The organism is Corallococcus exercitus, from assembly GCF_003611585.1.
GTDB lineage: Bacteria > Myxococcota > Myxococcia > Myxococcales > Myxococcaceae > Corallococcus > Corallococcus exercitus.
This window is the reverse complement of record NZ_RAVW01000913.1, coordinates 1-420: the sequence shown is the minus strand read 5'-3', so window position 1 is coordinate 420 and position 420 is coordinate 1. Positions and strand designations below refer to the sequence as shown.

General features: G+C 71.7%; 1 protein-coding gene. It reads left to right on the top strand.

Annotated features, from left to right (window positions below; translation table 11 throughout):
• A partial coding sequence (locus tag D7W79_RS42840) for a Wzz/FepE/Etk N-terminal domain-containing protein (RefSeq protein ID WP_244222296.1) occupies positions 1-420 on the top strand: 420 nt, incomplete at both ends.

Below are 420 nucleotides of genomic sequence, written 5' to 3'. Positions count from 1 at the left end.
TAAGAGACAGACGCAGGATGATGAGCTGGGATTGGGCAGATACCTGGCCATCCTGGGAGAGCGCCGCGGCACCATCGCGGCGTCCGTCGCCCTGGCCCTGGCCGTGGGGGGGCTGTACCTGCTCACCACGGCGCCAGTGTACCGGGCCAATGCCCTGCTTCAAATCGAGCAGAAGGGCAGCAGCCTGGGCCAGCTGGACGCGCTGATTCCAGACGCGCCCAGCATGGCGGCCACGGAGATGGAGGTCCTGGGCTCCCGGGCCCTGCTGGGGCGCGTGGCGGACACGCTGCACCTGGGCGTGAGCGTGGAGCCCCACTACTTCCCGGTGGTGGGCGCGGCGTACGCCCGCGCGCACCCGGGGCCGGAGCTGGCGCCCGTGCCGTGGTGGGGCCGGGCCACGTACGCCTGGGGCTGTCTCTT